Source organism: Haloferax massiliensis (genome assembly GCF_001368915.1).
GTDB lineage: Archaea > Halobacteriota > Halobacteria > Halobacteriales > Haloferacaceae > Haloferax > Haloferax massiliensis.
Genome location: NZ_CSTE01000003.1, coordinates 328289 through 354185, shown reverse-complemented (window position 1 = coordinate 354185; position 25897 = coordinate 328289). Strand labels below are relative to the sequence as shown.

The window sequence follows — 25897 nt, the reverse complement described above, 5'->3', positions numbered from 1 at the left end:
AACTCTCCGAACTTTATAAGCAATGAACAATGTGTTACAAACATATGTCTGTAATACATTCGGCTCTATCCCGTTATCTCGCCCCCGAAACGACGGAATCTGTTCGACTGGTTCGAACTTTATGTACTTCCGGCCGCCGGGGTTCGAGGCCGCCGTAAATTATAACAATCGTTGAATATGTTATCTGTTCGAGTGATACGCTCATGAAACCTGATAGGAGAACGTTCCTCCGCGTGCTCGGAGCCGGGAGTATCGGTGCGGCGACGACTGGCCTCTTCGGCGGCAGTGCCGCGGCCGCGACCGTGATTACGATGCGAGGCGGCGGCGACGACATCTGGGGGACGGCCGACGCGTTCCACTACCACTACACGGAGCTGAGCGGCGACTTCGACGTCGCCGTCCAGAACACCGGCATCGACAACGTCGAAAGTTGGACGAAGGCGGGTCCGATGGTCCGCGAGTCGCTCGACCCCGACTCGAAGAACGTCATGGTCCGCCGGCGACCCAACGGCGAGGCGTCGATGCAGTATCGGCCCGAAGACGGCGCTGAGACGGATAGCGTCGGCGGCACATCGGCCGACTGGCTCCGCCTCACGCGACACGGCGACACGATAGAGACGTACCGCTCCACGGACGGCGAGACGTGGACGTCGATTAACACGCTCGGGGCCGACGACATCTCGCTGGGCGACAGCGTCTACGTCGGACTGGCCGTCACCAGTCACCTCTCGGGGACGCTCGCGACGGCGACGTTTCAGAGCCTCTCGGGCGTCGAACCCGACCGGAACCGCGATATCGGCGACGTCGACGTCGCGGGGAGCGTGGAGAACACGACGGGCGTCCCGCTCGTCTCGACCGGCGACGTGACCGACGTCGGTCCCGACTCCGCGACGCTCACCGGCGAACTCGGCGACCTCGGCGGTGCCGATTCCGCGGACTGTTACTTCGAGTATCGGGAGGTACCGACCGAAGCGTGGCAGACCACGGAATCGACGCAACTCACCTCGTCGGGCGCGTTCAACGTCGAGGCTGACGACCTGACGGAACGCCGCTACTACGAGGTGCGCGCGGTGGCCGACACGGCAGACGGCGATACTGCATGGGGCGCAGTCTCCACGTTCAGCACGCCGAGCCCGTCGAACAGCGAGGTCCCGGCCGACGCCGGCCCGGACAGCGCGTCGCAGTTCGGACCGAGTGACGGGTTCGCCGATGCGGCCCCGTGGCTCGACGACGACACGCCGGTCATCGTGATAACCGAGCCGACGCGCCGCCAACTGGAGAAGGCGGTCACCGTCGACGGCGAGCGACTGGTCGTCTTCGAGACCAGCGGTACAATCGACCTCGGCGTGCGCGACCTCCCGATTCCGTACGACAAGTGCTACATCGCGGGTCAGACCGCGCCCTCGCCGGGCGTCACGCTGGTCAAAGGACGCGTGAATATCGCGGCGAGCGACTGCGTCCTCCAGCACGTTCGGGTTCGACTCGGCGACGCGGGCATCGATGAACCGACAGAGGACTGGGCGCTCGACACGGTCAACACGGCCGACGAGACGGAGAACAACGTCATCGACCACGTCTCTGCCTCGTGGAGCGTCGACGAGTGTCTCTCGGTCGGCTACGAGACCGCCGACACGACCGTCTCGAACTGCCTCGTCGCCGAGGCGCTCGACGACTCGGTCCACCCGAAGGGCGAACACGGCTACGGCTCGCTCATCGGCAACGACGCGAAGAACGTCGCCATGCTGGGGAACGTCTGGGCGTTCAACACCGACCGCCACCCCAGACTCAAGGAGGGAACCGAGAGCGTCGTCGTCAACAACGTGATGTACGACTTCGAGGACGGAACGTGGTTGGACCCCGACACCGAGGCGAGCATCGTCGGCAACGCCTACCTCCAGCCCAACTCGGAGAAGGCGAACGTCTTCGCCGAGGACGGCGTGGACACGGCCGTGGTGTACCTCGAAGACAACGTCACCGACGACGACGACGTGGCGATGGTCGACGACGACGTGACCGTGGTCGACGAGCGGCCGCTCTGGCCCGACGGACTGGCCGCGATGCCGTCGGACCGGACGTTCGAACACAACCTCGCAAACGTCGGCGCGCGGCCCGCCGACCGGACCGCGACCGACGAGCGCATCCTCGAACACGTCGAACTCGGCGCGAGCTATCTCGTCGACAGCCAAAAGCGGGTCGGCGGCTACCCGGACCTCCCGGTCAACAGCCACGAACTGAACGTCCCCAACGGCGGAACCCGCCCGTGGCTCCGGTCGTGGTCCCGGCGGGTCGAGACGCCGCGGCGCTGACCGCACGAGGCCGACGCACCGTCCGCCGCCACCCCGTTCGCCGCCGGCTATCTTGCCCGTACCCACATATTTTTAAATTATTTTCTATGAACTACGTGTATGGGTGCGAACATCGGATACATCGGTATCGACCACCACCACCGGGACCCTTACTTCGCCGTCGCGAGCGAGTTGGACGCGACGATTACCGCGGTCTGCGAACCGGGACGACGGGTCGACGTGGCGAATATCGCGGCGATGGACGACCGACCCGACGAAATCACGACCGAGGGACAGGACATGGCGGACCTCGTCGGCGGCGCGGCGGTGTACGAGGACCCTCACGAACTCGTCTCAGACGCCGACGTCGACGTGGCGTGGATAACCCACCGGAGCGACGAGACGCCGGCAATCGTCGAGAGCGCCGTCGAAAACGGCGTCCACGTCATCAGCGAGAAGCCCATCGCCCGGACCGCCGCCGACCTCGAAGCCATCGCCGAGCGGGCCAACGAACTCGGCGTGACCGTCTCGCCGACGATGTACTACCGTCGCAACCCCGTCGCGATGACGCTCCGCGACCGGGTTTCGGAGGGCTTCTTCGGCGACGTGTGGACGCTCGACGGCCGCTTCAACGCCAGCCAGCTCTCCTACCGGGACACCGACCACTACCTCTACGACCGAGAGACGAGTCGCGGCGGCGCGCTCCAGTGGATCGGTCCGCACTGGGTCGACGTGATGCCGTGGATTCTCGACGACCCCATCGCGCGGGTGAACGCCCGATTCCACGACGCGGTCGAGGCGGACGTGGAAGCCGGGGCGGTCCTCCAGTTCGAGACCGAAAGCGGGACGCTCGGCACGTATCACACCGGCTACTACCTGAGCGACCGCGGCAAGGACACGCACCTCGGCATCTACGGCACCGACGCGCAGGCGCTGACGCCGCTGCACCACGACTCGCTGCAGCACGAACCCACGGTCCCGCTCGACATCACCTCGGAGCACCCCGACTGGACCGCCGCGCCGAAACGGACCGTCGAGTTCGAGTTCACCTACGACCGGTTCCCGGCGTGGGGCGACTTCGTACAGGACTACTTCGAGGACTACTTCGCGGGCTACGACACCGGCGACGTGCCCGCGACGGTCGACGACGCCGTGCAACTGCTGCGCGTCCTCGACGCGGCCTACGAGTCCGGAGAGCGCGGCGGCTGGGTCGAAGTCGAGGGATGAACGCGCTCGCCGACGCTGTGCCCGGCGGACCGCGCCGCGCCGCGTCGCCGACCGGCCGTTCGGCCTTCCTGAACTTTAAATACGTGGCCGAAGATATCGAGGTATGCCAACGGATGACTCGCCCACGACGCTTCGGACGACCGCCACTTCGATAGCGATTCTGAAGCAACTCGAAGCGATAGACGGCGCGAGAGTCTCCGAAATCGCCGAGCGGATGGACAAGCCCAAGAGCACGATTCACGGTCACCTCGCGACGCTCAAGCAGGAACAGTTCGTCATCAAAGAGGGCGATTTCTACTTTATCGGTCCGGAACTGCTCCGATTGGGGAACCAAGTCCGGACGCGGGAGCCGGCGTTCGTCCTCGCGCGACAGTTCACCGAGCGACTGTTCGAAGAGACACGCCTCCGGTCGATTTTCACCGTCGAGATGGGCGGGAAGGCCGTCTTCCTGCACACCGCGTCGGGGAGTAAGATGGGGTGGTCCCACGAGCAACTCGGTAACCGGTTGTTCCTGCACAACACCGCCGTCGGGAAGGCGATTCTCGCGGAACTCCCGGAGCCGCGCATCGAACAGATAATCGACCGGTGGGGCCTCCCGCGGGAGACGGAAAACACCACCACCGACCGCGAGGCGCTGTTCGAGGAACTGGAGCGCGTCCGCGAGCAGGGCTACGCCGTCAACCGCGCCGAGAACTTCAACGAACTCTACGCCATCGGCGTCGCCGCGACGCGGCGCTCCGGCGACGTTATCGGCGGTTTCAGCGTCACGGGACCGGCTCACTCGGTGACCGGCGAGGACAGGAAAGCCGAACTCGCACACACGGTTAGAGACATCGTCAGCGAGTTCGAACTGGAGCTCGCGCTCGCGTGACTCGGGTGGGACCGCCCCGCGTCACTCTCCGCGGTCGAGCGTCCTCGGGCGTTCGGAATCGCCGAACGTTATATACCCACGATAGTTACAGCCGCGCTCTCCGCTGGATTATTACTACGAATCAACAAATTACGCTCGTACGTCTGTAATATATTCTCGTACCGCTCCACCCGCCTGAACGGGCGTTCGGACGCAGTGACCGAACGCTCTCGATTACGGCCGGCGTATCAATACTATCGAATACAAGACTAGTCTTCTGTACTATCGGAATCCAGTAATAATTCGTTTCTGAGAGGCTATCTCTCGACTCGCGTTCGACGATATCAGAAACGTCACTATTTGAACGCTGAAACGGTGAAGAGCACAATATATCCCGTTCGCTCCGATTTTCGACTCGGTTTCCGGTACCGACCAACGCTGGTTCGGGTCGTTGCGATTCGCCCCCGAAAAGACCCCGTAAACGTCGAACTAACCGTCGTTGCGGCCCGTTCGCCTCTCTTGTTCGTTCCCTCGTACCCCCGAACCACGAATCGAGATTCGAAGTGGCTCCCCGTGAAATACCAATTTCAAATGTATATCTGATTATTTATATTTCATCGGCGTGTGCTCTCGGAACCCGCCGTGTTCGTTCGACGGCCGCCACCTTTTCTTCCGAGGAGTCGTTACCGCCGACGCTATGGGCGTGATGAGCAAGCTTCGACGGCTGCTCGGCCTCGTAGAGGGACGCGAAGACGAAGTCGCCAAACAAGTCGGAAAGCGGACGAAGGTGAGCGAGGAGAAGGCCAAGAGAGGCATCGATAAGGCGACTGACGCGGTCGAAACCGGCTCTGACGGCGGCTCGGGGGACCGGGGGAGCCACTGACCGACGGGTCGTGACGGGTCGTGACGGTCGGTCGGGAGACAAGCGGGTATCTCGCGCGTCTCGGCGGACCACTCATATCGTTCGGCCTCGCACACGGACTATGCCCGAATCTCACGCGCCGTCGCTCGACGGACGAGTCTTCAAATCGGTCGCCAACGCCGAGAGCGGCGACGTCGGCGGCGACACCTACTTCTGGTTCGACCAGTCCGACGACCTGCTTCACGCGACGTACCGCGGCGGAACCGTCAGGTTGGGCCACCTCGTCGGCCGCCACCTCGGCGACACGCTCGACTTCCGGTACTCTCACGTCACCGAAGACGGGACGACCGCGACCGGCCACTCCACGGACCGCATCGAGCGACTGGGCGACGGCCGCCTCCGCCTCCACGAGGACTGGTCGTGGGACTCGAAGCCCGGCTCCGGGACGAGCGTTCTCGAAGAACTCACCGATGAGGAGCGGGCGGGCCTCGACCTGTCACCCGAATCGTTCGACGGGCGGTAGCGGCGCGCCCTGCGCTCGCTTCGCCGCTCGCCTCGTCAATCGGCCGCGACGCTCTCGGTCGCCCGCTCGGGAACCGACGAGTGGTAGACGGCGTCGCCGCTCGAATCGAACAGGTGCAGACGGTCCGTATCGACGGCGAGTTCGACGGTGTCGCCGGCCGTGATTCGGCTTCGCGGCTCGACCTTGACCCGAATCTCCTCGTCGCCGAGGCGACAGTGCAAGAGCAGGAGCTCGCCGAGCGGTTCGGTGACCGTCACCTCGGCGGTGAACGACTCCGACGCCCCGGCGGTGTTCGAGACGAGAGACACGTCTTCGGGTCTGACGCCGAGCGTGAGACCGTCGTCGTCCACGTCGTCCAGTCCGGACCCGGCGGGGAGCGTAAGCGAGAGTCCCGGCGCTTCGGCGACGTGTTCACCGCGTTGCCGACGGACCGCCACCGGAACGAAGTTCATCGCGGGCTCGCCGACGAAGCCCGCGACGAACCGGTTCGTCGGGTAGTCGTACAGCTCTTGGGGCGGCGCGACCTGCTGGAGTTTCCCGTCTTCGAGCACGGCGACTCTGTCGCCGAGCGTCATCGCCTCCGTCTGGTCGTGGGTGACGTAGACGGTCGTCGTATCGAGGTCGCGGTGGAGCTTGAGCAACTCGGCGCGCATCTGCACCCGGAGCTTCGCGTCGAGGTTCGAAAGCGGCTCGTCCATCAGGAACACGTCCGGTTCGCGGACGAGCGCCCGGCCGATGGCGACTCGCTGCCGCTCCCCGCCGGAGAGTTCCTTCGGCTTCCGGTCGCGGAGATGCGCGATTCCGAGCGTCTCGGTTGCCTGTTCGACGCGGCGCTCGATTTCGTCGGCGGAGAACTCGCTGGCCGATTTCATGCCGAATTTCATGTTCTCCGCCGCCGTCATGTGGGGGTACAGCGCGTAGTTCTGAAACACCATCGCGATGCTTCGGTCCTTCGGCGGCACCTCGTTGACGACGCGGTCGCCGATGGCGATGGAGCCGTCCGTCACCGATTCGAGGCCGGCGAGCATTCGGAGCGTCGTGGATTTCCCGCACCCCGAGGGGCCGACGACGACGAGGAACTCCCCGTCGTCGATTTCGAGGTCGATACCCTTCACGGCGCGCACGTCGTCGTACGTCTTCCGTAGGTTCTGAATCGTGATGTCTGACATGGTGAGTTCGCTATTTCTGTTGGATGGTGAGCGTTCGCAGGAGCGGTCGGTGTAGCACGACGAGCACCGCGAGCGGCGGGAGCAACGCGAGCACCGCGCCGGCCATGATGAGCCCCCACTGCGTCAGCCCCGCCTGCGCGGAGCCCTGGAGGTACCGAATCCCGACTTGGACGACCTGACTGCTCTTGTCGGTCACGACGACCAGCGGCCAGAGGAACTGGTTCCACGTGTAGATGAACGTGATAACGCACACCCCGGCGATCATCCCTCTCGACATCGGGATGAGCACCCTGAACAGGAAGGTGAGCGGGCCGACGCCGTCGAGGCGCGCGACCTCGACGAGCGAGGCCGGGATTCCCATGAACTGCTGGCGAAAGAGGAACACGGCCGTCGCGCTCGCGATGTACGGCCCGGTCAACGCCAACAGGGAGTTCGTCCACCCGAGGTCGGCCATCAACTGGAACAGCGGGACGATTCGAACCGGCACCGGCAACAACAGCGTCAGCAGGATGAACATGAACACCGCCCGCTCGTACGGGAAGCGGTAGTAGACGAGCGCGAGCGCCGCGAAAAGCGAGAGCGTGACCTTCCCCACGACGACGATGACGCTCATCACGAACGAGTTCAGCATGTACGTGCTGAAGTCGTAGTTCACGAGCGCGTCCGAGTAGTTCGAGAGGCCTCTCGACCCGAGGCCGAGGTTCGTCACCTGATACACCTCCGTCGTCGACTGCGTGCTCATGATAATCGCGAGCAGCAGCGGCGACGCCATCAGGAGGATTGCGAAGACGATGCCGCCGTGTAGCAGCGCGTCGTCGGGGAGTCGGTGCGCGAGCTGTCTCGCGTTGAACGTCGTGGTGTCTGTCTCTGTGGCCATCTCGTTATCCTCCGTACCGCCCGTAGCCCGACGCGAACCGAAGTTGGACGTACATCAGCACCGACACGACGACGAACAGAATCACGGACTGCGCGGACGCCAGCCCGAGGCTGTTGAACTGGAAGGCGTCGCGGTAGAGCTTGAATATCAGGAAGTTCGTGGCGTCGCTCGGCCCGCCGCTCGTCATCAGGTCCACGAGCGGGAACGTCGAGAAGAACGCGTATATCGTGTTCATGACGACGAGGAACGTCATCGTCGGTGCAATCATCGGCACGTACACCTTGTACAGCATTCTGAACCGGCCGACGCCGTCGATGCGCGCGTTCTCCGTCAGTATCTCGGGGATGTTGTTCAGCGCGGCGACGATGAAGATGATGTTGTAGCCGAGCTGTTTCCAGACGGCGACGACCGCGAGGATGGCGAACGCCTGCGGGCCGTCGTTGAACCAGTCTAAGGTGAGCGGCGTCAGGAGTTCGAGGTAGTGGGTGAAGATGCCGAGGTTCGGATGGAGGATGAAGTTCAGGAGAACCGCGGCGACCGCCGGCGGGAGCGCGTACGGCCAAATCGCGGCGACGAGATAGACGGACGTTCGGACGTCGACGGAGAATATCATGTAGCCGATCAACAGCGAGACGCCGAGCGTCCCGAAGACGACGACCGCCGCGAACGCGACCGTGACGAAGAAGCTGTACTGGTAGGTGCCCGAGGTGAGCAGGGTGACGAAGTTCCCGAGCCCGGTCCACGTCTGTCGCTGTCCGAGAAACAGCGTCTCGTAGAGGCTGAGACGGAACGTTTCGAGCGCGGGGTAGTACAGGAACGCGACGAGTACCGCCGCTGTCGGGAGTAACAACAGCGCCGCCTGAAGCGTCGAGTCGTACGGTTTTGTGGCAGTAGACATGTAACTGACGTGGCGGGGAGAGCCTACTGGCTCCCGTCGTAGTTGCCGTTGTACCCGGAGAGCGCTTCGCCGACCTGCGTGTCCATCCGCGACAGCCCCTCTTCGACGCCGAGTTGGTCGTTGATGATGCTGACGGATATCTCCTCGTTAATCGACCGGCTCTTGGGGAACACGCCCATCACCGCGCCGCGCGTCGCGGGCGTGTCCTCGGTGTCCTGTAGCTGGTCGAACGCCGTGCTGAAGTTGGGGTTGTTCTCGAACCACCCGTCGTCCGTGAGCCGGTCGATGGAGCTCTGTCGGACCGGGAAGTAGCCGCTGTTGCGGTGCCACCGCGCCTGCTGTTCGGTCTGGGTGACGTAGGCGATGAACTCACCCGCGGCCCGCTTCTTCTCGTCGGAGAGGGCGTCGGGCACCCACAGCGACCCCCCGCCGATGACGACGCCGGTGTTCGCGCCGTCGGGCGTCGGCAGGTAGCCGGAGCCGAGTTCGAAGCCGTTCTCCTTCGCGCCGGACTGCATCGAGACGATGTTGGACGTGGAGTCCCACAGCATCGGCACCTTCCCGGTGAGGAACGCCTGCCGCGCTTCGCCCCACGCCTCGATGCCGGGGTTGAGATAGAGGCCGTCTTGGGCCATCCCCTTCCACCAGGAGTAGACGCGACGCCCCGCCTCGGAGTTGAAGAACGTCTGGTCGGGCCGACCGTCGCGGCCGTTCTCCTGATTCACGAGCACCTGGTCCTGCTTGGCGAACTGCTGTTCGACCTGCATCCACGTGTGGTTCGGCCAGCTGATTCCGCTCTCCATGTCGGTCTGGTCGACGATGGTCTGTGCGGCCTGCCGGACCTCCGCGAGGCTCCGCGGCGGGCTCTCGGGGTCGAGGCCGGCCTCCTCGAACGCGCTCTTGTTGTAGAGCATGACGGTGTTCGAGGAGTTGAACGGCATCGAGTTCAGCGTCCCGTCGATGCGGTAGTAGTTCAGGACCGACGGCAGGAAGTCGTCGAAGTCGATTTTGTCCTCCGGCAGAATCTCCTCGACCGGCGTGAACGAGCCGCTGTCGAGCGCGAGTCGCGTTCCGACCTCGAATATCTGGACGATTCCCGGCGGGTCTCCCGCCCGTGACGCCTGTAGCGACTGGTTGAGGTTCTGCCTGTAGCCGCCGTTGTTGACCGCCTCGATGGTGATTCCGTCGTTCTGCTGCGAGAACTCGGCGGCCATGTCTCCCAGCGTCTGGCCGAGTTCGCCGCCGAAGATGTGCCAAAACGAAATCGTCACGTCCTGTGCGCCGGACGCGCCGGCCGTCGTTCCCGACTGTTCGGTGCTCCCGCCCTCGGTTCCGGTCGGCGAGTTGCTCCCGCCGGAACAGCCCGCGAGTCCCGCGACGCCGACGGCCCCCGCCGTTGCGAGGAATCCGCGTCGACTGGTTGTGCGTCCGACAGTTCGGTTCGTCGTTTCGGCTCGCTCGCCGTCAGGGCCATTCTCAGGCATGTACCGGGACATATCCGAACATATAGTTTAAATTTTACTATTATAAGCAAGATAATTAGACATACGTTGTTCTATGGTGTGCCCCATACTGCTCTGATTGCTGTATAAAATACGGACGTCGTCGCGTCAAACCGAGCGCCCCACCGGCAGGTCATCTCGCTCCTGTCTCGGCACAACCCCTTGGGTGAGCGGCGCGTCTCTGGCGGCGATTCGATAATTCGATGGTTCGGCGATTCGGCGGTTCGACGGTCCCCTGTCCCTCAGTCGTCTCCGGACTCCCGGCGCTTGACCGCGTCCACGTCGAAGTCGTTGACCGCGCGGTTCGGTTCGAGCCCCGCCCGCTCGACCACTTCGATGTCCGCCGCCGGCGACTGGCCGTCGGTCGTCAGGTAATCGCCGGTGAGGACGCCGTCCGCGCCGGCCTCGAACGGCAGGTGTTGCTCGTCGGGCGCGAGGTTGACCTCCCGCCCGCCGGTCAGCCGGACGCGCGCGTCGGGGTGGAGCAGTCGGTAGACCGCGACGGCCTTGACGAGTTCCGTCGTCGTGATGTCCGCGTGGTCGGCGTCGCCGAGCGGCGTCCCGGAAACGGGATTGAGCACGTTCACCGGTAGCGACTCGACGCCGACTTTCTGAAGTTCGATAGCGGCGTCGACGCGGTCCGCCGGCGTCTCGCCCATCCCGAGGACGACGCCGGCACAGAGGTCCATCCCGGCGTCTTTCGCCCGACGAAGCGTCACGAGCCGGTCCTCGAAGTCGTGGGTTCCGACCACCTCGTCGAAGTACCGAGGCGAGGTCTCGATGTTGTGGTTGTAGTGGTTCACGCCCTCGTCGGCGAGGATTCGCGCCTCCTCCTCGGTGAGCAGGCCGAGCGAGGCGTCGATTTCGACGCTCGTCTCGTCGCGGACGAGTCGAATCGCCGCCAGCACCTCCGCCCACTCGTCGGGCCGGCGCTCCTTCGAGACGCCCTTCTCGGCGACGACGATGCCGAATCGCTGTGCGCCGTCGCGCTCGGCACGGCGCGCGGCGTCCAACACCGCTTCCGGCCCGAGAAACCCGTGCGTCTCGACACCGGTGTCGAAGTGCGCCGACTGCGCGCAGAAGCCGCAGTCCTCGGCGCAATCGCCGGCCTTCGCGTTGACGATGGAACAGGCGTCCACGGTCCCGTCGGAGCGGACCGAGCGGACGTAGTCGGCCCCCGCCGCGAGGGGCTCGGCCGGCTGTGCGATGAGCGCCACGCCGTCGGTCCGGTCGAGTTCCTCGCCGTCGAGCACTCGCCGCACCGCGTCGTCGACCGTCGGGTTTCCAGTCTCGTAAACCATACTTCACATCTCAGTTGACGAGTTCAAAAACCCGTTGACCTACCGACAGCTTGTGCGGTCGCGTCCGTCGGTCTGTACCCCCCATTGACCGCTCCGAGAGGGGGCCTTCCCCCTGACTCCACGACTCTATTCGGAGCGCTTCAACCGTTCGCGCCGCCGTTCGAACTCGTCGTCGGAGAGTTCGCCGCGCGCGTAGCGGGTTCGAAGGACCGACAGCGGCCGTTCGTCGGGTTCGCTCTCCCGCCGCTTCCCGAGGGCGAAGACGAGGTACAGCGGAACCACGAGCAGTAACCCCATCCAGAGGAGTCCCCAGAGGCCCATCCCGCCGCCGAAGAGTCCCCAACTACCGCCCCTCATGCCACCGCCGTATCCGCCGCCCATGGCGGCGGCCGTGCCGGTCGCCGCGACCAGTAGCGGGACCGCAAGCATCGCGAGTCGGCGAGCAGTACGCCCGAGGTGAGTGTCACGTTGTGTCATTATTTCGAATCGGTGGATTGCGGTGTTCTGTCGAGGCGATTCAGTCGGCCAGGGCCGTCAGCAGTGGCCCTGTCCGTACATCCCTCCGCTCTGACCGTACGTTCCGCCGCTCTGACCGTACATCCATCCGCCCTGTCCGTGCGTCCTGTCGTCGTGGTTGTCTGCCATGTATCGGGCCATCTCGTCGACGGTCACGCCCATGTGCGACTCCATCCACTCGACGCTCTCCGGTCCCATGTGTTCGGCCATCTGCGATTCCATCCACGCCGCCCAGTCGGCGGCGGTTCCGTCGGCCGGGGGTGCGTCGTCTGCGGTCGGTCCGTCGCCGTGTGCACTGACGACGGGCGCGGCGACTGCGAGTCCGGCGATTGCGAGCGCCACGAGTAGCCAGCGGCCGAGTTCGAAGTTGGTCATTGTGTTTCTCCTCGGTTGGTCGTAGGACCGCTTCGGAGTTATCTCGCTGGGTGTGAATCCATCCCTGAGAGCGTTCGAGAACGTTTATACGTCGTTCTAATCGTTTTTCAGAAACGAGACCGTTCATCCCCACCGAATTCGTCGGTGTTGGGATTTTTTTCGCACTCGCAGTCCATCTCGTTTGGGCGACCCGCGGGCGAGGAGACGCCGCGGCAGTCGGCTACGGCGCTTGGTTCTGCTGTAGCTCGTCACTCGGATAGATTCGTCCGTCCCTGGCGCTCGCGGTACAGCAACCCGCGTTTTTCGAGGGCGCTCACCGTCTGGCTCACCTTGCTCTTCGAGAAGTCAGAGCGGTCCCGGAGTTCGATTTGCGTGATACCCGGGGAGGAAACGACCGGTTCGAGGACGCGACGCTCGTCCTCCGGCAGGAGGTCCAACACGCGAGTCCGCGGGTGTGACGTCGAGGTACTCGTCTCCTCCGATTGGCCGACTTCCGCCGGCGGTTCGGACCGCTCACGGTCGGTCGGATCTGCCGTCCGGTTCTGGACGCGCTCGCTCGCGTCCGCACCGTTGAGCGCGTCTCGAACCGCGAGATACCCGCCGCCGATGACGGTCGCGGCGAGGACTGTCCCGAGGACGTACCACAGCGGGTTCGTCCCGTGAACGGCCCCCATCGACGTTCCCATATCCATCATCGACCCCATCTGCTCGAACGCCTGCTGTCGCTGGTACGCCTGCCAACTGAGCGCTCCGCCGATGAGAACGGTGCCAGCGACGAGCGCGCCGACGACCGCGTCGGCTCGTCGCCGATTCATCTGTCCCACCTCGGTTCACCGTGGTGCTCGTTCATGCACGGTAATTGGGGGGACACCGGTGTACCAGTTGTGATTGCTGCGTCCACGCCCGCGTGCGCCCGATGGGGTTCGGGATGCACCGTGCTGTTTCGATTCCAAGTTATCGGCCGTCCCGGAGCCGATGATTCGTAGGGAAAATCCGGATAAGGTCGGAGCGCGTACTTTCCGTGTACGTCGGCGGCTGTCTCCGCCGGGGGATAGCCCGCTGACCGTGAGCAGATAGCCGAACTCGCGTGATACGATGCGTTTCCCGCGTCTGCGGGAACCGTCCGAGACCGTTCGAGACCGCGTCCCATTCGGCGACCGACTCGCCGCTCTCACCCGAATCTCCTTCGCCCGACCGCGCCGCGCTGTTTCAGGCTCTGGATAAGATACGGGGAACCGCACCAGCCACCAATCCATGAGCACCCACCCAGATTACGACCACGACCACGACGCTTCGTCGCACCACCATCGCCAGGCTCACACCGACCATTCGGGCCACGAGCGGATGTTTCGTCGGCGGTTCTGGGTGTCGCTCGCGCTCTCGTTGCCGGTCGTCTTCTTCAGCGAGTTCGTCCAAGGTGTCTTCGGCTACACCGCACCCACGTTCCCCGGAAGCGTCTGGATTACCCCCGCCCTCTCTACCGTCGTCTTCGCCTACGGCGGTGTGCCGTTCCTCTCGATGGCGCAGACCGAACTGGAGAACCGCGAACCGGGGATGATGATGCTCATCTCGCTGGCGATTACCGTCGCGTTCGTCTACTCGATTGCGAGCCTGTTCATCGAGGGGACGACGCCGTTCTTCTGGGAACTGGTCACGCTAATCGACATCATGCTCCTCGGTCACTGGATGGAGATGCGGTCGGTCCGACAGGCCTCCGGGGCGCTCGATGAACTGGCCAAACTCATGCCCGATACCGCCGAGCGCGTCACCGAGGGCGGGGATACCGAGGAAGTCCCCGTCTCGGAACTGTCGGAAGGCGACGTCGTGCTCGTCCGTCCCGGTGCGTCGGTTCCCGCCGACGGCGAGGTCGTCGGGGGCGAGTCGTCCGTCGACGAGTCGATGATTACGGGTGAGTCGCGGCCCGTCGACAAGGACTCCGGCTCGGAGGTCATCGCCGGCACGGTCAATCAGGACGGGAGCCTCCGGGTGAGAGTCACGAAGACGGGAGACGAGACGGCGCTGGCGGGAATCATGCGGCTGGTCGAGGACGCCCAGCAGTCCAAAGTCCCGGACGCAACTCCTCGCGGACCGCGCGGCGGGGTGGCTGTTCTACGCCGCGCTCGCCGTCGCGGGAGTCACGGCCGTCGCGTGGGTTCTCGCGGTCGGGTTCAGCGTCGACGTCCTCGAACGCGTCGTGACGGTCCTCGTCATCGCGTGTCCGCACGCGCTCGGTCTGGCGGTCCCGCTCGTGGTCGCAATCAACACCTCGACGGCCGCCCAGAACGGGATGCTCGTCCGCGACCGAATCGCCATGGAAGAAGCCAGAAAGCTTGATACCGTCATCTTCGACAAGACGGGCACGCTCACGAAGGGCGAACAGGGGGTCGTCGCCGTCGAGACCGCGGCCGAGTGGGACGAAACGCGCGCTCTCGGTGTCGCCGCGGGCGTCGAAGGCGATTCGGAGCACATGATTGCTCGCGCGATTCGGAACGCCGCCGCCGAACGCGACGTTCGACCGGCCCCTGTCTCGGACTTCGAGAACCTCCGCGGGCTCGGCGTCCGGGCGACCGTCGACGTTCGACAGAGCGGCGCTCCGTCGAGCCAACCAGAACCCGAATCGGGTTCTGGTGACGGTGAGACGGTTCACCTCGGCGGCCCCAACCTGCTGGAGAGGCTCGGTATCGAGCGTCCCGACGAAATCGCGTCGTTCGCCGACGAGGCCGGCTCGAACGCTCAGACGGTCGTCTATCTGATTCGAGACGAGTCCGAGGTGGTCGCGGCGTTCGCGCTCGCCGACGTCGTCCGCGAGGAGAGCCGGCGGGCCATCGAAGCGCTCCACGCGATGGGTATCGAGGTGGTGATGCTGACCGGCGACTCCGAGGACGTGGCCCGCGCCGTCTCTGCGGAACTCGGCATCGACCGGTACTTCGCGGAGGTCCTGCCCGAGGAGAAAGACACCAACGTAGCGCGGCTCCAGTCCGAGGGGAAGCGGGTCGCGATGGTCGGCGACGGCGTCAACGACGCGCCGGCGCTCGCGAGGGCGGACGTGGGTATCGCCATCGGCTCCGGCACCGACGTCGCCATCGAATCCGGCGACATCATCCTCGTCGACAACGACCCCCTAGACGTGGTTCGGCTCGTCAAGCTCTCGAAGGCGAGCTACCGAAAGATGCAGGAGAACCTCGTCTGGGCGACCGGTTACAACGTGTTCGCGCTCCCGCTCGCTGCCGGCGTCCTCGCGCCGTTCGGCATCCTCCTGTCGCCGGCGGTCGGCGCCGTGTTCATGTCCCTGTCGACGATTATCGTCGCCATCAACGCCCGCCGGCTCCGGGGCGTCGACCTCTCGGCGTGACGACGCCGCGTACTTCGAAGCCTCCGTGCGCGCTTTCGCACGTAGGGTACACGTTCATTAGCCGCCACTGCGAGTCTCGATTGCTATGTTCTCACATGACGCTGCTTCGCGCCTGGTCGCGACCCGGTCGCCGGCTCCCGCCTTCCTCGGAGGCCGCTGACGATGGCCACCCGGACAGACCCGTACCGACAGCTGCGGTTCATCCTCGAAATCGAGGGACTCGTGACCGCCGGGTTCAGTCGCTGTGACCTCCCGTCGGCGACCTCGGCGGTCGTCGAGTACCGCGAGGGGGCGGACCCGCCGACGCCGCGGAAGCTCCCCTGTCTCAACGAGTACGGGCCGCTCGTGCTCGAAGTCGGCGTGACCGACCGCTCGCTCGAACTGTCCGAGTGGCGAACGCTCGTCGAACAGGGCAAGATGGACGAGGCCCGGCGCGACGCCGCGGTCGTGTTGCTGGACGCGACGGGCAACCCCGCCGCTCGCTGGGTCTTCCGCGAGGCGTGGCCCTCGAAGTACGACGCGCCCCGGTTGGACGCGATGGCCTCCGAAGTCGCCGTCGAGCGCCTCGTCGTCGTCCACGAGGGCTTCGCACGAATCGCGGTCGAAACCGGTTCCGACGAGGGCGACGAGAGTGAGAACGACGGCGATGACTCCGAGAGCGACGGCGGTTCCTCCCCGTCGCTTCCGGACCTCGACTTCCCGGTCGGCGAGGGACTGCCGCAGGGCATCGACGAATCGCGGCTGAAGGCGACCCGCGCCGAAGGCGAGGCGTCGGACGAGACGTGACCGCGGCCGAGTCTGACCCCTACGGCGCACACCGGTTTCGCGTCCGATGCGACGCGCTCCCGAAACTGGGGTTCTCCGAGGTCCGCGGGCTCTCGGTGGCGGTCGAGTCCGCGAACGGGGACGACTCAGGGTCCGAGTCGCAGTCGCCCGGTGCCGACGGACGCGGCCGCCGCGCGCGGAAGCGCCCGACGCCGCGACCGCGGCCACCCTCGTCGTCCCGCCGAGCGACGAGTTCGCCGCCGCTCGAACTCCGCCGCGGCGTCACCGACGACCGGTCGCTGTGGGCGTGGTTCCGCGCGTGGGTCGACGGCGAGGCGACCCCGCAGGACGTTCGAATCTGCCTCCTCGACGCGACCGGCGACCCGGTCCGCGGGTGGGTCTGCCGGGCGGCGACGCCGGTCAGGTGGACCGGCCCGCATCTCGTCGCCGACGCGGCCACCGTGGCGACGGAGTCGCTCGAACTGACACACGAGGGAATCGACGCCGTAACCGACCTCGACGACTGCGACGACTGAGGTCCCCCCGCGGGTGCGTCGCCTCACGGGCTGGGGTCGTCCGGCTTCACACCCGTTTTTCGCCGTCGGTCTCCGACAGCGCCTCGTACTTGCCGCGGTAGTACAGCCACCCGAAGACGAGTAACGTCACGGGAAAGAACACGAGGGCGACGAGCGCCGCCGGCGGAAACAGAACGAACAGCGCGAACGTCTGCCACGAAACGAGCGTGTCACGGGCCATGGCTGAAAGTTGTGTCCGGTTGTCATGTGCTTTCGGGCGCACCTCTGGTCGTGGACAGCCGGTCTCGGTCGGTTTTCACCGTCCCCCGGCGACCGTGGCGGGTGCGGAATTTTCACCACCTTTTATTTGGTCTGAGGCGAAGTAGCGGTAGTGACTGATATCTCAGATTCTCTTCGGCTCCTTTTCGAGACTTCGGTCGAGCGAGACGGCGACCGATACGTGGTGTCGATTCCGAGCGAACTCGTCGAGAGCGGGTCGATTTCGACGGAGGAACTGTACCGCGTCGCACTGCTTTCGAGTTCGAACACCGCGTCGGCGGCCGACTCTTCGGTCGAACCGACGGCCGCGACGGCGACGGAGACTCCGGCGGACGACCGCGACACCGGTTCGGACGACCGGGTCACAGTCGACTCGGCGTCCGCTCCCAGCGAAGCGCCCTCCCAGCCGCGACAGCCTCCGGTCGCGGAGGGCGACGTTCGGACCGTCATCATCGACACCCTCGGCGACCAGGGCGACGGCATCGCCAAGGTCGAACGCGGCTTCGTCATCATCGTCCCCGGCACCGACCCCGGCGACCGCGTCGAAGTCGAAGTCACCGACGTGAAACAGACCGTCGCGTTCGCCGAACCGGTCGACGGTTCGAGCATCAACTGAGCCCCAGCGGCCTCCTGCCCGGACGCCCTCTCGATTGGCATATTCCAACCGTGTCCCCATTAGGCTCGGAGCCGTAGCCGGCGGTACCATCCTATGTCCGAACGAACGGTTCGTCACGCCGCTTCTCCACGTGACGACACGCGAACCGAGTCCAGCCGAGCAGACCGCCCGCCGTCCGAGTCGCGCGGCGACGCCGACGCTGACGTCTCCCCGGAGGTGCGGTCGCGGTCGGCGCGCCCGAACCGATGGCGTCCGACTATCCGACAGGGAATCGCGCTGTGGGCGCTCATCGCGGTCGGATGGGCGGTCGTTCCCGCCGACCATCCGGTGCAGATTGCCGTCGCCGTCAGCGGCGTGTACGCCTCCCTTCTCCTGCCGACGGCGCTCTACCTCGACTTCCGAGCGCGGCGACCCGAACCGAGCGCCCGACGCGCCGTCCGCGAGACCGCGGGCGAACTCGTCGACCGCGTCCGCGACGCTCGGCCGGGACGCGGCGGTTCGACTCGCTCGACGTGTTCGTGCAACCGCTGACGGCTGTGAGACCGTCGCCGCGTCGCTCGCGGTCGACCCGGCCGGTCCGAACGTATCGACTCGAACGTATCGACTGAAAACGAACTGAACCGAAGAGGAAATCCGATTTTCGCGCCCGAAACGCCGCCTTAGGCGGTCGTTCCGACGGCTCTCTCGCCCGACTTCTGGGTCGCTTCGAGGAGCTCGCGGTAGCGGTTCCTGATAGTCACTTCGCTGATGTCGGTCACGTCGCTCACCTCGGACTGCGTCAGTTCCTCGTCGGCGAGGAGCGCGCCGGCGTAGATTGCCGCCGCCGCGAGTCCGACCGGGCTTTTCCCGCTGTGGATGCCCTGCCGCTTCGCGTTGTCCAGAAGCGACCGAGCGCGGCGCTCCACGTCGTCGGTCACGTCGAGTTCGGAGACGAACCGCGGGAGGTACTGCGCCGGGTCGGCCGGCTTCATGTCCAGACCCAGCTCGCGGGAGACGTAGCGGTACGTCCGGGTGAGTTCCATCTTGTCGACGCGGGAGACGCGCCGCACCTCGTCGAGGGAGCGCGGAACGCCGGCCTGCCGAGCGGCGGCGTAGATTGCGGCCGTGGCGACGCCCTCGATAGAGCGACCGGGCAGTAGGTCCTCGTTGAGCGCGCGCCGGTAGATGACCGAGGCGGTCTCGCGGACGGTGTCCGGCAGGCCGAGCGCCGATCCCATCCGCTCGACTTCGCCGAGCGCCTGCTTGAGGTTGCGCTCCTTGGAGTCGCGGGTGCGGAACCGCTCGTTCCACGTCCGGAGTCGCTGCATCTTCTGGCGCTGGCCCGTCGACAGGGAGTTGCCGTAGGCGTCTTTGTTCTGCCAGCCGATGTTGGTCGACAGCCCCTTGTCGTGCATCATGTTCGTCGTCGGCGACCCGACGCGGGACTTGCTGTCGCGCTCGGCGGCGTCGAACGCGCGCCATTCGGGACCGCGGTCGATCTCGTCCTCGCGGAGAATCTCGCCCGTCTCGGGGTCGACCCACTCGCCGTGCTGTTCGTCGTAGACGAGGTCGGTCCGCTCCGCGACCGACGCCTCGGACGGTTCGGCCCCGTCCTCGTCGCGCTCGTCGCCGGACTGTCGGGCCTCGGGCTTCGCCGTCGGTGCCGACTCGTCTCGCATCGAACGCCAGTCGACGTGTTTCGTGTCCATTGAGTACCCGTGTATTCCGTATCGAGGGTAATGGGCCCTCGTTTGGAATATGCCAAACGCACCCGACTCCGAGCCGTAACCGGCGGACGACGGCCGCTCGGCTACGTAGTCGTCACGTCCGTCATCCGCTTCTCGCGGCCGCGAGAGCACCGAATCACGAAAACAGGCTCAGCGCTCGACGTCGAAGCCCTCGTCGCGGAGCGCGGCTTCGAGGCGCTCGCCGTGTTCGCCCTGCAGTTCGATGCGTCCGTCGGTCACGGTCCCGCCGACCGCGAGCCGTCGCTTCAGGGTCGACGCGAGGGCGTCCAGTTCGTCGGCCGGGAGGTCGAGGCCGTCGACCACCGTCACGGGCTTGCCGTACCGTCGGGTATCGACGCGAATCGACGCGCGCTGGTCCGCTCGCGCGAGGTCGTCGCCGATTCCGAGGTCGTCCGGTAGGCCGGTGACGTCGCTGAAAGTGTCCTTTTCCACGTACTTGAGTACGCTTCCTCACCGTATCAGGGTGCGGTTGGAATGTTCCAATCGGCTTCGGACGCGTCCTATCGCGCTCCCGGTCGAGATTCGCCGGTCAGGCGCTCGCTTCGAGCTTTTCGGGGTCGACGCGCTCTTCGACCTCGGTGCCGAGCGTATCGGTGACGAACTGCCGGGCCAGCCACGCCTCGGCGCGGGTCAGGCGGTACTGGAGCGTCGAGTTCGGGATGTCGAGTTCCTCAGAAATCTCTTTGACGGTGTGCTGTCGCGGCGTCTCGTAGTAGCCGAACTCGACGGCGGCTTCGAGCGCGGCCTGCTGTTCCGGCGGGAGGCCGTCGGCGGAGACGCCCTCTTCGAGCCAGCACTCGGGTTCGCTGATGCGCTGGACGCTCAGCGAGAGGCCGTCGCTGAGGCTGTCTTTGACCTCCTCGTAAATCTCGCTCACCGTGTCGTCGTCGGAGATGAGCAGTCGCCACTGGTTCTGTGCCCCCCGGCGTTCGGCCTGCATCAGGAGACCGTCGCCGATGTGCTTCGCGGCGACGTGGGGTATCGACTGAATCCCGTCGCCCTCCTCGCGGCAGGAGTAGACGATGCGCCCGTTTGGCGTCTCCGAGAGCACTTCGTAGTCCCACTCGACGACGGGTGCGCCGCACATCCCGAGGACGCCGTTGCATCGGGTGGCCTGCTCTATGACCTCGTCGAACGCTTCGAGCGCCTCCGTCGGCCCGGTGAGGCGGTCGAGCCGCCACATCGACTCGCTCGTGGCGTGTATCGCCATCGTCTTGGAGTGTAGGTCCGGGTTCTCGATGAAGAGGTCCATCACCTCGTCGACGCCCCGCTCGTACTCGACCGTGAAGACGAATTCGCGCATGGCTCTCACCTAGTCGCCCGAGCCCTATAGCCTTGGTTGGTATGTTCCAACCCCGAGACGCGACTCGCGCGCTCCGACTCGCGAGCCGCTCCGACCGCGACGCGTTTCGATCAGGACTCGTCGAACGGCGACCGGGCGTGTTCGGGGACGTTCTCCGGGCGGGCGATGAGGTTCTCCCGACCGAGGTTTATCTTGGCGACGGCGCCCTCCTCGGCCATCCGCGAGAGGACGCGACTCACCTTCGACTTCGACCACCCCGTCCCCTCTACGACCTTCGACTGCCGGAGTTGGCCGCCGTTGTCGTCGAGGAGTTTGAGAATGCGCGTCTCATCGTCGATGAGCTCCTCGGCGTCGGCGGTCGCTCCCGCGCCGTCGCTTCCGGCAGTCGGGACCCCGCCGGACGACCCTCCGTTGCGTCGGTCGCCGACGCGGTCGGTCCCACGGGAGCGAACGCCGGACAGGCGCGCTCGCACGTCGCTTCCGCGGACCACCGCGCCGACGGCGAGCAGGGCGACGGCCACGGCCCCGACCGCGAAGACGAACAGCCAGCCGTCGTCGCCGAGTTCGAGCGACCCGACGACCGACCCCGGCGCGGCGTTCGGGTCTGACCCCGCTTCGACCTCCGCGCCGTCCCCGCGCCCGTCGCCGTCGGTGTCGCCGCGGTTCGGGTCGGTCCCGATGACGTTGACTTCGCGTCCGTCGTCGAGGCCGTCGCCGTCGGTGTCCGCCTCGGTTGGGTTCGTCTCGTATCGGTTGACTTCGGGGCCGTCGTCGAGGCCGTCGCCGTCGGTATCGGCGGCGGTGGGGTTCGTCTCGTGGACGTTCACCTCGGGACCGTCGTCGAGGCCGTCGCCGTCGGTGTCCGCCTCGGTTGGGTTCGTCTCGAAGTCGTTGACTTCGGGGCCGTCGTCGAGGCCGTCGCCGTCTGTGTCGGCGGTCGTCGGGTCCGTGCCGTAGGTCGTCACCTCCGCGCCGTCGTCGAGGCCGTCGCCGTCGGTGTCGGTCTCGGTCGGATTGCTCCCCTGCTCGTTGATTTCGACGCCGTCGCTGAGTTCGTCGCCGTCGGTGTCCGTGCTCGTCGGGTCGGTCTCGTAGCGGTTCACCTCCTCGCCGTCGGGCACGCCGTCGGTGTCGGTGTCGGCGACGAGCACGTCCGTCCCCCGGTCGAGTTCGTCGCGGTTGCCGAGACCGTCGCCGTCGGCGTCGCCGGCCGGCGCGAGCACCGTGACGCCGTGACTCGCCTGCGCGACCGGCTCGCCGCCTCCGGTGGGTCTGACGAGGGCCGTCACGGTGCGCTCGCCGGTCGCGTTCACCGGCCACGTGGTCACGTCGAACTCGGCGCGCGCCTCGCCGCTCGTGTTCGTTTCCGCGCTCCCGAGCGGTTCGCACCCCAACGACATCGTCGAGCCGTCGTCGAGGTCTGTCTGCAGGCAGACCTCGTAGTCGCCGCTGTCCGTCGCGACGGCCACCGAAACCGTCGATGGCCGCCACGAGGCGATGTACGTTCGGCCGTTGTCCGTCGCGACGACGCCCGCGCCGGTGTGGTCGACCGACTGCACCTCGACGCCGTCCGCGGCGACGACGATCGGCGTGACGCCGGCCGCGACGACGAGTAACGCCGCCACGAGCACCCACCCGACCCCCGAGACGCGTTTGACTGGCATGTGTTCGTTCCTTATTTGTCGACTCTGCTAGTGCATAATGTTTTGTTTATCTGTTCGATACTCTTTTTTCAACTATTTTGACAGTCAATGTGTTTAGAATGTTCATGAATCATGGTTTTCATCCACCGACGCGGCGTCCGCATCGGCAGTCATCACTGTGGTTTTCGGGCGCGTCCGTCGCTTCTCGACAGGTCTCCACCACCGCCCGTCGCCGCGGGTGACCGACAACCGCTCTCCTCGTCGGGTCGCTCTCAGCGACGAGGTAATCGACGAACTCCGTCTCCTTCGTCGGCGTTCGGCTCACCGCCAAACGTTCCGTTAATGCGACTGAAACGGCCGAAACAGACAGTCGAAACGGTTGCTCGGCGGAGAACGGTCGGGACGACTCTCTCCCATTATCTTCCGCCGAGCGATACTGCTGACTGCGATGCGCGAAACGCTCACTCGACGGCAGTTCGGTGTCGGAGTCGCCGCGGCGACCGTCGCACTCGCCGGCTGTACGGACACGGGCGGTGGTGGCTCCGCGAACGGAACGAACGGCACGGACGCCGAACCAGCCGTCGGCGGCACCGAGACGACGGCAGAGACCGGCGGTGTTGAGACGACGACGGGAGACGAGACGACGATAGAGACGGAAGAAGAGACGACAACAGAAGAAGAGACGACGACGGAAGACGAGATGACGGAAGAGACGACCGAGGACGAGACAACCGAGGACGAAACGACGACGGAAGACGAGACAACCGAGGAGACGACCACGGCGAACGAGACGACCACGGCGAACGAGACGACCACGGCGAACGAGACGACGACCGACGACTCGGCGTGACCGTCGCGGTCGACGACCCGCTGACGCACGCGCCGCGAGCGAGCACGGCACGCTCGACTGGTACACCCGACTGCCGGTGTTCGCGGCGGCGCGACGATCCTCCAGCCCTCCACGGCACGCTCGCTTCCAGTCCCTTCGCGGGACGCCCGACTCCCCGCTGACGTTCCCTCCCCTATTCGGTCCCCCTGACGCACCCCTAATCGGCGAAGCCCTCCCAAACGTGCCCTCCGGCACGCCCTTTTCGCGCCCTCCAGCGCACCCGTCCCGCGCGCGGTCATCGGATTTGTCGCACCGTCCGCGCGTCGCACCGACGGCGCGCACTCCGCGGAACATTTACCCGCCCGTTCGCTACTCGGGGTATGGACGCAGACGACAACCACCGCGGGTGGGCCGAGCGCTCCGGCGACTTCTCGCCGGAGTACTACGCCCAAATCGGCCCGAACGAGGTCAGCGAGACGCTCGCGACCGTGTTCGAGCACTACGCGGCGGAAGACGCGTCGGTTCTCGAACTCGGCTGTAGCTCCGGTCGCCACCTCGCGCACCTCCGCGACCGCGGCTACGAGGACCTCACCGGCATCGACATCAACGACGACTCCTTCGAGGTGATGGCCGAGTACTTCCCCGAACTCGTCGACACCGGCACGTTCCTCACCGGCGCTATCGAGGACCTGCTCCCCGACTTCCCCGACGACAAGTTCGACGTTATCTACTCGGTCGAGACGCTTCAGCACGTCCACCCCGACGACACGTGGGTGTTCGAGGAAATCGCCCGCGTCTCCTCGGACCTCGTGATAACCGCCGAAAACGAGGGTAACGGGCCGACCCGCGGGCGCTCCGGCTCCGAGGTGAGCTACGTCAACGACGACTTCCCGCTGTACCACCGCAACTGGAAGGACGAGTTCTCCGACCTCGGCCTCGCGCAACTGCTCTGCGAACCGGGCAAGCGCGACACGGTACGCGTCTTTCGGGTGCTCTGACCCCGCGCCCGTCCGCACGGCCGATATCGCGCGCCGGCGGATTTCCCCTCGCGTCTGCCACACTCACAAACTGTTTCAATGAAGCCGGCGAACAGAGCGTGCTGACTATGTACACGATGTCCAGCGACGACTTCAGCGTTCACCTCCGCGACTGCGACGAAGCTGGTTCCGGGATTCCCATCACCAGTCTCCCGGACGAAGTCACCTCTCTGGACGACCTGCCGTGTTCCTGCTGGGACGAGTTCGACTCGTTCGACGAACTCGACTGACGGGTGGGACGCGAGGGCATCGTTCGGTAGCGGTTTCGGACGCCGGTGCGCTCAGCGCACGGCGCGGCTCGTTCTGACGCGGGGTTCCACGGCGACGGCTTCGAATTCGTGACTTACTGGTCAGGCGAGAGCGCCCAGAGCGTCCCCTCGCCCGTCTGTGCGAACGCCTGCGCCCCGGCCGCGCCGAGGAGGTAGCCGTCCGCCGAGAGCGTCGTCTCGAACGGCTCGAAAAACGACGCGCCGCGGGACCACCGAATCCGACCCGCGCGGGTCCCGACGACGAACGTCTCTTCGGTCGAGGCGGTTCGCTCGACCGGGCTGTCGAACCGGACTTCGTAGCGCTCCGAGCCGTCCCGAACCGCGAGTTCGTACAGCGTTCCGAAGGTGTCCGACGGCGACTCGTCGGTCCCCTCCGCGACCAGCACCGTCGAACCCCGCTCGTGGACGCCGACGACCTGCGCGCCGGCCCCGAACGAGGTGCGCCACCGGAGCGACCCGTCGTCCGCGTCGAGCATGGCGATGTCGCCGCCACCGCCGGCGTAAACGCCGCCACCGGCCGGAACCGGCCCCACGTCGGTCCAGTCCCACTCGTCCGGTCGCCACGCCCACCGGAGGCCCCCGTCCTCGGGGGCCATCGCGAAGACGCCCTCGTCGTCACCGTAGTACACCGCCCGCTCGTCGGCGAACAGTTGGTCCTGCGGGGCGACGACGACGGTGAAGCCGACGCCGTCGACCGCCGATTGCTCCCAGCGAACCGCGCCGTCGTCGGTCGAAAGCGCCGCGAGCGTCCCGTTCGCCGCGTAGAGGGAGTCGCCCGCGATGGCCATCGAAGAACCGATGTTCCCGACGGTCTGGGACCATCGCTGGCTCCCGTCCGCGGCGTCGAACGCGTAGATTCGCCCGCGACCCGACCCGAGTCTCTCGCCCGCGTACACCGAGCCGTCAGCGGCGAGCAGCCCGGTCGGACGGCCGAAATCGATGTCCCACAGGCGCTCGCCGCTCTCTCGGTCGAAGGCGACGACGCGCCCCGCGTCGATGTCGCCGCTCCGGTGGCCGATGACGGCGACGACCCCATCGGTGGCCGACGGCGGCGAGAGGACGCTCGGTTCGGGCACGGAGGCGGACCAGTCCGTTCCGTCGGGCGACCGGAACCGCCGAAGCGACGAACAGCCGGCGAGCCCGCTCGCGAGGGCGGTGCCGGCGGCGGCGAGAAACG

25 protein-coding genes and 2 pseudogenes are annotated in these 25897 nt (G+C 66.1%); 13 read left to right on the top strand and 14 right to left on the bottom strand.

Annotated features, from left to right (window positions below):
• The first annotated feature begins 203 nt into the window (after nt 1–203).
• The 5 genes from BN996_RS15125 (at nt 204) to BN996_RS15105 (ending at nt 5747) form a co-directional block, all read left to right on the top strand.
• Nucleotides 204–2306, top strand: coding sequence for a pectate lyase (locus BN996_RS15125; protein WP_193310965.1), 2103 nt, complete (start codon nt 204–206; stop codon nt 2304–2306).
• 99 nt (nt 2307–2405) lie between these two features.
• Nucleotides 2406–3512 carry a Gfo/Idh/MocA family protein gene (locus BN996_RS15120; protein WP_089780447.1) on the top strand — a complete coding sequence of 369 codons (1107 nt, stop codon included), beginning with the start codon at nt 2406–2408 and terminating at the stop codon, nt 3510–3512.
• 103 nt (nt 3513–3615) lie between these two features.
• Nucleotides 3616–4383, top strand: coding sequence for an IclR family transcriptional regulator (locus BN996_RS15115; protein ID WP_089780445.1), 768 nt, complete (start codon nt 3616–3618; stop codon nt 4381–4383).
• Nucleotides 4384–5059: 676 nt separating this feature from the next.
• The gene (locus BN996_RS15110) at nt 5060–5245 is read left to right on the top strand and encodes a hypothetical protein (protein ID WP_089780443.1); all 186 of its coding nucleotides are present in this window, start codon (nt 5060–5062) and stop codon (nt 5243–5245) included.
• 100 nt (nt 5246–5345) lie between these two features.
• Nucleotides 5346–5747 carry an avidin-fold protein gene (locus BN996_RS15105; RefSeq protein ID WP_089780442.1) on the top strand — a complete coding sequence of 134 codons (402 nt, stop codon included), beginning with the start codon at nt 5346–5348 and terminating at the stop codon, nt 5745–5747.
• Between the two features lie 35 nt (nt 5748–5782).
• On the opposite strand, the gene BN996_RS15100 is transcribed toward BN996_RS15105, so the two are convergent.
• From BN996_RS15100 to BN996_RS15065, 8 genes and pseudogenes are all read right to left on the bottom strand, one after another.
• On the bottom strand, nt 5783–6916 hold the full coding sequence (locus BN996_RS15100) for an ABC transporter ATP-binding protein (protein WP_089780440.1): 1134 nt from the start codon (nt 6914–6916) through the stop codon (nt 5783–5785).
• Nucleotides 6917–6926: 10 nt separating this feature from the next.
• The gene (locus BN996_RS15095) at nt 6927–7793 is read right to left on the bottom strand and encodes a carbohydrate ABC transporter permease (protein ID WP_089780438.1); all 867 of its coding nucleotides are present in this window, start codon (nt 7791–7793) and stop codon (nt 6927–6929) included.
• A 4-nt stretch (nt 7794–7797) separates the two neighbouring features.
• Entirely contained in the window at nt 7798–8691 is an 894-nt protein-coding gene (locus tag BN996_RS15090) for a carbohydrate ABC transporter permease (RefSeq protein ID WP_089780436.1), read from the bottom strand.
• A gap of 23 nt (nt 8692–8714) precedes the next feature.
• Nucleotides 8715–10187, bottom strand: a complete 1473-nt coding sequence (locus BN996_RS15085) for an ABC transporter substrate-binding protein (RefSeq protein WP_089780433.1) — start codon at nt 10185–10187, stop codon at nt 8715–8717.
• Nucleotides 10188–10435: 248 nt separating this feature from the next.
• On the bottom strand, nt 10436–11494 hold the full coding sequence (bioB, locus tag BN996_RS15080; protein ID WP_089780431.1) for a biotin synthase BioB: 1059 nt from the start codon (nt 11492–11494) through the stop codon (nt 10436–10438).
• A 126-nt stretch (nt 11495–11620) separates the two neighbouring features.
• Entirely contained in the window at nt 11621–11971 is a 351-nt protein-coding gene (locus tag BN996_RS15075) for an SHOCT domain-containing protein (RefSeq protein ID WP_089780429.1), read from the bottom strand.
• 57 nt (nt 11972–12028) lie between these two features.
• Nucleotides 12029–12385: a hypothetical protein gene (locus tag BN996_RS15070; protein ID WP_089780427.1), complete on the bottom strand. Its 357-nt coding sequence runs from the start codon at nt 12383–12385 to the stop codon at nt 12029–12031.
• 220 nt (nt 12386–12605) lie between these two features.
• Nucleotides 12606–13200, bottom strand: a pseudogene (locus BN996_RS15065) (helix-turn-helix transcriptional regulator).
• A gap of 439 nt (nt 13201–13639) precedes the next feature.
• On the opposite strand from BN996_RS15065, the pseudogene BN996_RS15060 reads away from it, so the two are divergent.
• From BN996_RS15060 to BN996_RS15050, 3 genes and pseudogenes are all read left to right on the top strand, one after another.
• Nucleotides 13640–15737 (top strand): annotated as a pseudogene (locus BN996_RS15060) (heavy metal translocating P-type ATPase).
• A 162-nt stretch (nt 15738–15899) separates the two neighbouring features.
• The gene (locus BN996_RS15055) at nt 15900–16523 is read left to right on the top strand and encodes a phage tail protein (protein WP_089780425.1); all 624 of its coding nucleotides are present in this window, start codon (nt 15900–15902) and stop codon (nt 16521–16523) included.
• The gene (locus BN996_RS15050) at nt 16520–17038 is read left to right on the top strand and encodes a phage tail protein (protein WP_089780423.1); all 519 of its coding nucleotides are present in this window, start codon (nt 16520–16522) and stop codon (nt 17036–17038) included. Before BN996_RS15055 ends, BN996_RS15050 begins: the two co-directional genes overlap by 4 nt.
• A gap of 46 nt (nt 17039–17084) precedes the next feature.
• Here the strand turns inward: BN996_RS15050 and BN996_RS20220 are convergent, their stop codons facing one another.
• On the bottom strand, nt 17085–17258 hold the full coding sequence (locus BN996_RS20220) for a hypothetical protein (RefSeq protein ID WP_167344151.1): 174 nt from the start codon (nt 17256–17258) through the stop codon (nt 17085–17087).
• Nucleotides 17259–17408: 150 nt separating this feature from the next.
• On the opposite strand from BN996_RS20220, the gene BN996_RS15045 reads away from it, so the two are divergent.
• Entirely contained in the window at nt 17409–17912 is a 504-nt protein-coding gene (locus BN996_RS15045; protein WP_089780421.1) for a TRAM domain-containing protein, read from the top strand.
• 93 nt (nt 17913–18005) lie between these two features.
• Nucleotides 18006–18443, top strand: coding sequence for a hypothetical protein (locus tag BN996_RS15040; protein WP_089780419.1), 438 nt, complete (start codon nt 18006–18008; stop codon nt 18441–18443).
• A 128-nt stretch (nt 18444–18571) separates the two neighbouring features.
• Here the strand turns inward: BN996_RS15040 and BN996_RS15035 are convergent, their stop codons facing one another.
• The 4 genes from BN996_RS15035 to BN996_RS15020 all read right to left on the bottom strand — a co-directional run bounded on the left by BN996_RS15035 (nt 18572) and on the right by BN996_RS15020 (nt 22606).
• A complete protein-coding gene (locus BN996_RS15035) occupies nt 18572–19600 on the bottom strand; it encodes a transcription initiation factor IIB (protein WP_089780417.1) in 1029 nt (342 codons plus the stop codon).
• A 168-nt stretch (nt 19601–19768) separates the two neighbouring features.
• Nucleotides 19769–20071, bottom strand: a complete 303-nt coding sequence (yciH, locus tag BN996_RS15030; RefSeq protein WP_089780415.1) for a stress response translation initiation inhibitor YciH — start codon at nt 20069–20071, stop codon at nt 19769–19771.
• A gap of 97 nt (nt 20072–20168) precedes the next feature.
• Complete coding sequence (locus tag BN996_RS15025; protein ID WP_089780413.1) at nt 20169–20942, bottom strand: helix-turn-helix domain-containing protein; 774 nt, start codon at nt 20940–20942, stop codon at nt 20169–20171.
• 110 nt (nt 20943–21052) lie between these two features.
• Nucleotides 21053–22606 (bottom strand): helix-turn-helix transcriptional regulator, encoded by a 1554-nt coding sequence (locus BN996_RS15020; RefSeq protein WP_089780411.1) that lies wholly within the window; start codon nt 22604–22606, stop codon nt 21053–21055.
• Nucleotides 22607–23033: 427 nt separating this feature from the next.
• Here BN996_RS15020 and BN996_RS15015 point away from each other — a divergent pair, with 427 nt between their 5' ends.
• From BN996_RS15015 to BN996_RS20215, 3 genes are all read left to right on the top strand, one after another.
• Nucleotides 23034–23435, top strand: coding sequence for a hypothetical protein (locus BN996_RS15015; protein WP_089780409.1), 402 nt, complete (start codon nt 23034–23036; stop codon nt 23433–23435).
• A gap of 359 nt (nt 23436–23794) precedes the next feature.
• Entirely contained in the window at nt 23795–24412 is a 618-nt protein-coding gene (locus BN996_RS15010) for a class I SAM-dependent methyltransferase (RefSeq protein ID WP_004971616.1), read from the top strand.
• Between the two features lie 107 nt (nt 24413–24519).
• Nucleotides 24520–24681 carry a hypothetical protein gene (locus BN996_RS20215; RefSeq protein WP_167344150.1) on the top strand — a complete coding sequence of 54 codons (162 nt, stop codon included), beginning with the start codon at nt 24520–24522 and terminating at the stop codon, nt 24679–24681.
• A gap of 113 nt (nt 24682–24794) precedes the next feature.
• Here the strand turns inward: BN996_RS20215 and BN996_RS15005 are convergent, their stop codons facing one another.
• Nucleotides 24795–25796, bottom strand: a complete 1002-nt coding sequence (locus tag BN996_RS15005; protein ID WP_089780546.1) for an outer membrane protein assembly factor BamB family protein — start codon at nt 25794–25796, stop codon at nt 24795–24797.
• Nucleotides 25797–25897 lie beyond the last annotated feature (101 nt).